The following is a 6,878-nucleotide window of genomic DNA, read 5'->3' as shown; positions in this document are numbered from 1 at the left end:
CCGCCATCCTTGCCGACCGCGATTGTGCTGTCGGCGGCGCCGCCCAGCCCAAGCTTGCGCGCGAGGCCGGTCTCGAGGCTCTGGGTCTGCGCGCTGGACAGCTTGGCGAGGACGCGGGTGTCGAGACCGAGCGCGATGGCGGCAACCCCGACCAGCACGAGCACGCCGAGCCCGCGGCGGATCCATTCGCTCGCGCCCAACGACTTCTTCATGCGCTGGAACAGCTTGCCGCCGGCGAGCAAAGCCAGCGCGAGCGAGGTCGCGGCGCCGAGCGCGTAAGCGAGCAGCAGCAAAGTGGTGTTAGCGCTGGCCCCGTTGAGTGCGGCGGCGGTGAAAATGATGCCGAGGATCGGCCCCGCGCACGGCGCCCACAGCAGCCCGGTGGCGACCCCGAGCAGCAGCGACGCGCCAATCCCGCTTTGCCCGCCCGGCTTGCCCGCGCGCTCGGACAAGCGCGAGCCCCAGGCAACCAGCGGCCGCGTGGCGCGGTCCGACAAGGCGGGGAAAATCAGCGCGAGGCCGAACAGCGCGAGCAGCGCCAGCGCGGCCCAGCGGCCGATCTCGTTGGCGCGCACCGCCCAGCCGCCGCCGACCGCGGCAATGGTGGCGACCGCGGCGAAGGTCAGCGCCATGCCGGCGAGCAACGGCAGCCCGCTGCGCACGAACGGCTGGTCGGAGCGCGCGAACACGAACGGCAGCACCGGCAGAATGCACGGGCTGACGATGGTCAGCATGCCGCCGAGAAAGGCGAGAAGGACGATCAGCATGGCGGCGTCAGGCCGGCCGGAAGCGCAAGGCGAGGCCGTTCATGCAATAACGCAGCCCGGTCGGCTTCGGCCCGTCCTCGAACACGTGGCCGAGGTGCCCGCCGCAGCGCCGGCACAGCACTTCGGTGCGCGCCATCAGCAGGCTGCGGTCGGTCTCGGTCACCACCGCATTGGGCAGCGCGCGGAAGAAGCTCGGCCAGCCGGTGCCGCTGTCGAATTTCGTCGATGAGGCGAACAGCGGCAGGCCGCACCCGGCGCAAGTGAAGGTGCCGCGGCGTTTTTCGCGGTCGAGCGGGCTGGTGCCGGCGCGCTCGGTGCCCGCCTCGCGCAGGATGCGGTAGCGCTCGGGGCCGAGCTGGCGCTTCCATTCGGCGGGAGTCTTGCGCACTTCGAAGCGGCGCGGGCTGCGCGCGGAGCCGATGGTGGCGGGTAAGGCCAAAGCGGCGAGGCCGAGGCCGGCGGCGGCGAGCAAAGCACGGCGGTGGAGCGGGGGCTGGGTCATGCCGGGATATACGTGGGCGCGGAGCCGACGGATGCAAAGGTCAGGCGCGCTCGAGCTTGCCCGAGGCGACCACCGGGCCGGTCGGCTGTCCGGTCGGCGAGCCGCCCATCGGCTCGACCGACAGCGCCAGCGTGACGCCTTCGCGGAATTCCCTGGCCATCGGCATCGGCAGCTCGGCGCGCATCTTGGGCCCCGGCATCGTCCCCAGCGAGCGCGGCTTGCCGTCGGCCGGGATCATCCACAATTGGTGGGCGTGGACCGGATCGGGCGGCAGGTCGCTTGCCGCGGCGACCATCAGGCGGCGGCTGGCGGGATCGAAGCTGGCGACCAGCATCATGTCGCGCTTGTCGTCGCCGAGCATCGCCACCAGCGGGGCAGTCGCTGCCCGCTCGACCGGCGGCGAGAGGATCGCCGGGCCCGACACGACGTACATCGCGAGCGACGCGGCGAGCGCCCCGGCGCCGAGCGCGGCGCCGCGCCACACCTTGAGGCGGCGCTCGAGGGCATTGTCGTTGGCGGGCGCGGGGCCGAGCTTGCGCTCGATTGCGGCCCACACACCCGACGGCGGGGCGACCGCCGCGACCTCGTCGAGCAGCGGTGCGAGATCACCCGACCAGCGCGCGGCCTCGGCGCGGAACGCGGCATCGCCGGCGGCCAGCGCGCGTGCCTCCGCCAGCTCGTCGCCGTCGAGCAGCCCGAGCGCATATTCGGCCGCCAGCAGGTCGCGCTCGTCGCTCATCGCTCGAGGCACTTTCTCAGGCTCAGCAAACCACGCCGGATCCAGCTCTTCATAGTGCCGAGCGGGACCGCCTCGCGGGTCGCCAGCTCGGGATAGGTCGCCCCATCGAGAAACGCGGCGCGGATCATCGCGCGCGGCTTGTCGTCGAGCTGTTCCAGGCACTCGGCGACGCGGCGCTGCTCGCGCGCCTGGTCGACCAGCTCGAACGCCGATGCGCTGTCGTCGGCGATGTCCCCGGCGGCATCGAGCTGCGCGGTCGGCAGGCGCCGCGCGCGCAGGCGGTCGATCGCCTTGTTGCGCGCGATCACCGCGAGCCAGGTGATCGGGCTCGCCTTGGCGGCGTCGAAGCGGTCGGCCTTGCGCCACACGGTCACGTAAACATCCTGCAGCACGTCCTCGGCGTCGGCATTGCTGCCGAGCAGGCGGGCGCAGATGCCGTACAGCTTGGCCGAGGTGCGGCGGTAGAGATCGGACAGCGCCGCACGGTCGCCCGCCGCGACGCGGTCGAGCAGCGGCGCCAGGTCATGGCTGTGGAGGGGCACCGGCGAGTCCATCGCGGCGGTGATGGCCCAAGCGCGCGCGAAGGGGAAGGGCAACCCGGCGGGAACGGTGTGACGGCGCAAAGGGGCAACTACCATCATTCGCGCTCCCGCCGGGCGGGCGTCCGGAAACGGGCGGCCGGACGCCATCCGAAATTACGGCTGGACCACGCCGTCGACGACGTGGATCACGCCGTTGGATTGCAGCACGTCGGCCTGGGTGACATGGCTCATGCCGCCCTTGGCGTCGGTCAGCATCACCCGGTCGCCCATCAGGCTGGCGCTCAGCGTGCCGCCCTGGACGGTGGTCAGGCGCGCGGTTCCGCCGCCGGCGCGGATCAGGCCGATCAGCTCATTGGCGGTGACCCGGCCGGGAACGACGTGATAGGTCAGCACCGACTGCAGCGTGGTCAGGTTTTCCGGCTTGAGCAAAGTGTCGACGGTGCCCGCGGGAAGCTTGGCGAACGCCGCGTTGGTCGGCGCGAACACCGTGAACGGACCGGCGCCGGACAAGGTGTCGACCAGCCCGGCCGCCTTGACCGCGGCGACCAGCGTCGTGTGGTCGGGCGAGTTGACCGCATTCCCGACGATCGTCTTTGACGGGTACATCGCCGCGCCGCCGACGTAGGAGATGCTCTCCCCTGCCGGAGCGTCCATCGCGCCGGCGCTCATGCAGCCGCCGACCGCGAGCGCCGCAACGGCGACGCCCAGTTTCAATGTCGTGATCATTCCTGTTCTCCGTGACTTCGATCGACCGTGCGGAGAGATACGGAGACGGGTCCGGCGCGGATGCAGCGCGCTTGCAATAAAGGCGGCGGCGGGCCGAGTTTGGGGTTGCCCTTACAATTTCCATTCACTTGCGCTATGTAAGCGGGGCTACCAGTCGCAAATTGACGGATCTTTGGCGCTTTGCGGCTCCTTTTTCCTTCTTTCTCGTCTCTTAGCACCGGAGGACCGATTCCCGGTCCTGCTCAGAAGGAAACACTCCCATGCCGATCGGCACCGTAAAATTTTTCAACGCAGCCAAGGGCTACGGCTTCATCAAGCCGGACGGCGGCGAGAATGACGCGTTCGTTCACATCAGCGCCGTCGAGCGTGCAGGAATGCAGACGCTGGATACCGACCAGCGCGTCAGCTACGACATTGAGGAAGACCGCCGCGGCCGCGCCAGCGCCGTCAATCTTCAGCAAGCCTAAGCCGATACGGGGCGGGCTTCACGGTCCGCCCCGGTCATCGCGATGGCACTCTCAACCCAGCTCCAATTCTATGTCGCCCGCGCCGAGCAGGCGCGCGCGGACGCCGAAGCGGCAACGCTCGACAATGTCCGCGAGCGCTGCCTGAGGTCCTACGAATCGTGGACCATGCTGGCCGAGCGCGCGGCCAAGACCGAACGCATGCGCGACGCGCACGCGGCCGGCATCGCGGCCAACGCCGCGACCAACAATTCAACCTCGAATAATGTGGCGGCAGAACCGCCGGAAACAACGATATGAACATGAATTTCAAGATGAACCCGGGCCATGACGCCCGGCACAGCTACGTTACCGCGCGCGCCATCGGCGCCGCCAAGCCGCGCACCCTGCGCACCACCGCACGTCCGCCGCGCAACGCGCTGGCCTATGCCGCGGCGCTCGACATCCTCGGTTAATTAGCTAGCCGAAACCCCGTCGGCGCCGCCGGATAGCGGCGCCTCCCCACCCGCAAGCTTGCGCGCTTCGAAACTGTTTTCGAGGCGTTGCAGCAGTGCGGCGCGCGCGGTCCACTGGGCGGCGCTCGCCTCGAGCACGCCGCGGCCGTTGATGGTCGATCGGGTGTCGGCCTCGGCGAGGTCGGCGGCGGCGCGCACGCGGCATGCCGCGGCATTGTCCCGGGGGTCGTGGAGGAAGGTGTCGCGCTGCGCGGCCGCGCCGGGCTCGCGCGGCTTGCGCTTGGGTGCCGCGAGGGCGGAAACGTCGGGCATCGGGAGTCACCTGCTGCCCGCACCAAAACCTGGCCTCGCAAGTGCGAGCCGGCCGCCGGGGCGCAAGCACTACCACGCGCCCGGGGCGTTCCCTAATCCGCGCTGGCGGACGTGCACCGCTTCGGGCACAAATCGCCTCGCCATGCTCCCGCTGATCATCCTCGCCGCCGCCGATGTTGCGCGCTCGCCACCGGCGGCCCCCGAGACGATCGAGGTGACCGCGGTGCGGCCGGCGACCAGCGTGCTGCCGCCGGCGGTTGCGCTCGATCAGGACTCGGTGATCGCGCGCCAGCCGCGCTCGGCCGCCGATGTTCTCAAGGGGCTTCCCGGGGTGTCGGTGCGGACCAATTCGCGCGGCGAGACGATTGCGCGGGTGCGCGGCAGCGAGGAGCGCCAGACGCAAGTGTTTGTCGACGGCGCGCCGCTCGCCGTGCCGTGGGACGGGCGCGCCGATTTGGGCATGATCCCGGCCGGGCTGATCGGCGCCCTTCGCGTCAGCAAGGGCGCAGCGCCGATCGAGTTCGGCACCAACGCGGTGGCCGGCGCGGTCGACGTGCAAACGCGCTCCGGCGGCGAGCACAGCCTGATCGCGACCGCCAGCGCTGGGCCGCTCGGGTTCGCCGAGGGCTCGGCGGTGCTGACCTTTCCCACAGGCGGCATCGACGTCACGCTCGGCGCGTCGGGCCTGACCCGCGACGCCGAGCCGGTGGCCAGGCTCGCTGCGCTGCCGTTCAGCCAGCGCGCCAGCCGGCGCCGCACCAACAGCGACCTCGACGCCGCGACCTTGTTCGCCGCGGCCGGGTTCGAGCGCGGGCCGGTGACGCTGCGCGGCACGCTGCTGCACATTCGCGCCGAACGCGGCATCGCGCCTGAATCCGACCGCGATCCCGCGCTCGATGCGCCGCGCTACTGGCGCTACCCGGACATCGCGCAGACCCAGGCCAGCGTCACCGCCAAGCTCGCGCTGGCCGGGCGAACGTCGTTGCGGGTGACCGGCTGGCGACAGTGGTTCGGGCAGACCATCGTCCAGTACAGCGACGCCAGCTACGATGCGGTGCGGGCGCGCGAGGAAGATGACGACGACACGCTGGGCGGCCGCGCGGTGCTGTCGCTCGATCCCGGGCCGGTCGCCCTGCGCCTGGTCGCCACCGCCCAGACCAGGCGCCACGCGCAAGTCGACAGCGTGCCCGGCGGCCCCGCCGCGCCGCGCCTGCGCTACCGCCAGAATCTTTTTACGATTGGCGCCGAAGCCGACCGGCCGATCGCCGGCGGGCAGGCGACGGTTGGACTTGCCTACGACCATTCTGCCAACCCGCTGACCGGCGACAAGCCCGACCATCCCGCGCGTGGCGCCTTGGCCTTTTCCGCGGCCTACCGCCGGCCGCTGGCCAAGCATTGGACGGCGACGCTGTCGGGCGGGCGGCGCAACCGCTTTCCGACCGCGCGCGAACTGTTCGGCGAGGCACTCGGGCGGTTCCTCGCCAACCCCGACTTGCGCCCCGAGCGGGCGTGGAGCGGCGACCTCGAATTGGCCTATGCGTCACCCGGGCTCAGCGTGACGCTCAACCCGTTTTTTTCGCGCAGCGAGGACAGCATCGCCCAGCGCGTGGTGACGGTCGACGGGCGGCGGCTGCGCCAGCGCTACAACCTCAGCGGATCGACCAGTTTCGGGCTCGATGCGGCGCTGTCGGCCGAGCTGGCTCACTCGCTCCGGCTCGAGCTGGGCGGCTCGCTGCTGCGCGCCCGCGCCGACCGCGGCGCGGCAGCGTTTCGACGCCTTCCGCAGCGGCCCGGCTACGAGCTGGCGACCGCACTGGCTTATGAGCCCAATGACCGGCTTTCCCTGCGCGGCGAATGGCGGCGGGTCGGGCCGGCGGTCGACATCGACCCGCGCGGCGAGAAAGCGCGCCTGGCGCCGGGCAATGAGGTCAATCTGCGCGGGCGGGTGCGGGTCGCCGAACTGCGCGGGCGCCTGCCGCTGTCGCTCACCGCGAGCATCGACAATCTGGCCGACGATGTGATCACCCCCCAGCTCGGCCTGCCTTTGCCCGGCCGCAGCGTGCGCATCGGCCTGCGCATCAACTGACCGCGGCCCCTTCCCTTTTTGGGCCGGGATCGCTATTGGCGCCGCCTCCAGCACAAACTGGACTGCCGCGGGAGGCGTTCTTCGGAGCGCCGCTTGGACCGCTAAACTTGCAACAGAGTGAGACGGCATCATGGCCAAGAAGATTACCGGTTATATCAAGCTGCAGGTGCCCGCGGGCATCGCCAACCCGTCGCCGCCGATCGGGCCGGCGCTGGGGCAACGCGGCGTCAACATCATGGAATTCTGCAAGGCGTTCAACGCCGCCACGCAGGAGCTCGAGAAGGG

General features: G+C 70.8%; 10 protein-coding genes and 1 pseudogene. 5 read left to right on the top strand and 6 right to left on the bottom strand.

Annotation, left to right across the window (positions count from 1 at the left end; all coding sequences use genetic code 11):
• The 5 genes from RMP08_RS02120 to RMP08_RS02100 all read right to left on the bottom strand — a co-directional run.
• Window positions 1-767: cytochrome c biogenesis protein CcdA (locus tag RMP08_RS02120; protein ID WP_310467316.1), on the bottom strand; the 767-nt coding region annotated here is incomplete at its 3' end.
• Window positions 768-774: 7 nt separating this feature from the next.
• Complete coding sequence (gene msrB / locus RMP08_RS02115; RefSeq protein WP_310467315.1) at window positions 775-1,269, bottom strand: peptide-methionine (R)-S-oxide reductase MsrB; 495 nt, start codon at window positions 1,267-1,269, stop codon at window positions 775-777.
• Between the two features lie 40 nt (window positions 1,270-1,309).
• Entirely contained in the window at window positions 1,310-2,008 is a 699-nt protein-coding gene (locus RMP08_RS02110; RefSeq protein ID WP_310467314.1) for an anti-sigma factor domain-containing protein, read from the bottom strand.
• Entirely contained in the window at window positions 2,005-2,604 is a 600-nt protein-coding gene (locus tag RMP08_RS02105) for a sigma-70 family RNA polymerase sigma factor (RefSeq protein ID WP_310467313.1), read from the bottom strand. Before RMP08_RS02105 ends, RMP08_RS02110 begins: the two co-directional genes overlap by 4 nt.
• 99 nt (window positions 2,605-2,703) lie before the next feature.
• On the bottom strand, window positions 2,704-3,276 hold the full coding sequence (locus RMP08_RS02100; protein WP_409049760.1) for a fasciclin domain-containing protein: 573 nt from the start codon (window positions 3,274-3,276) through the stop codon (window positions 2,704-2,706).
• A 260-nt stretch (window positions 3,277-3,536) separates the two neighbouring features.
• Here RMP08_RS02100 and RMP08_RS02095 point away from each other — a divergent pair, with 260 nt between their 5' ends.
• From RMP08_RS02095 to RMP08_RS02085, 3 genes are read left to right on the top strand one after another with little or no spacing between them, the layout of a single operon-like run.
• Window positions 3,537-3,743, top strand: a complete 207-nt coding sequence (locus RMP08_RS02095) for a cold-shock protein (protein WP_310467312.1) — start codon at window positions 3,537-3,539, stop codon at window positions 3,741-3,743.
• A 42-nt stretch (window positions 3,744-3,785) separates the two neighbouring features.
• Window positions 3,786-4,040: a hypothetical protein gene (locus RMP08_RS02090; protein ID WP_310467311.1), complete on the top strand. Its 255-nt coding sequence runs from the start codon at window positions 3,786-3,788 to the stop codon at window positions 4,038-4,040.
• Complete coding sequence (locus tag RMP08_RS02085) at window positions 4,037-4,195, top strand: hypothetical protein (protein WP_310467310.1); 159 nt, start codon at window positions 4,037-4,039, stop codon at window positions 4,193-4,195. The genes RMP08_RS02090 and RMP08_RS02085 overlap by 4 nt, the downstream gene beginning before the upstream one ends.
• Here RMP08_RS02085 and RMP08_RS02080 read toward each other — a convergent pair whose 3' ends face one another.
• The gene (locus tag RMP08_RS02080; RefSeq protein WP_310467309.1) at window positions 4,196-4,507 is read right to left on the bottom strand and encodes a hypothetical protein; all 312 of its coding nucleotides are present in this window, start codon (window positions 4,505-4,507) and stop codon (window positions 4,196-4,198) included.
• Window positions 4,508-4,649: 142 nt separating this feature from the next.
• Here RMP08_RS02080 and RMP08_RS02075 point away from each other — a divergent pair, with 142 nt between their 5' ends.
• Window positions 4,650-6,593 carry a TonB-dependent receptor domain-containing protein gene (locus RMP08_RS02075; protein ID WP_310467308.1) on the top strand — a complete coding sequence of 648 codons (1,944 nt, stop codon included), beginning with the start codon at window positions 4,650-4,652 and terminating at the stop codon, window positions 6,591-6,593.
• A gap of 130 nt (window positions 6,594-6,723) precedes the next feature.
• Window positions 6,724-6,878, top strand: a pseudogene (rplK, locus tag RMP08_RS02070) (50S ribosomal protein L11); the annotation flags it as partial.

The sequence above is a fragment of the Sphingomonas sp. genome (assembly GCF_031426035.1).
In the GTDB taxonomy this organism is placed as follows: domain Bacteria; phylum Pseudomonadota; class Alphaproteobacteria; order Sphingomonadales; family Sphingomonadaceae; genus Sphingomicrobium.
The sequence above is the reverse complement of the archived record's forward strand: the minus strand, read 5'-3'. Positions and strand labels throughout refer to the sequence as shown.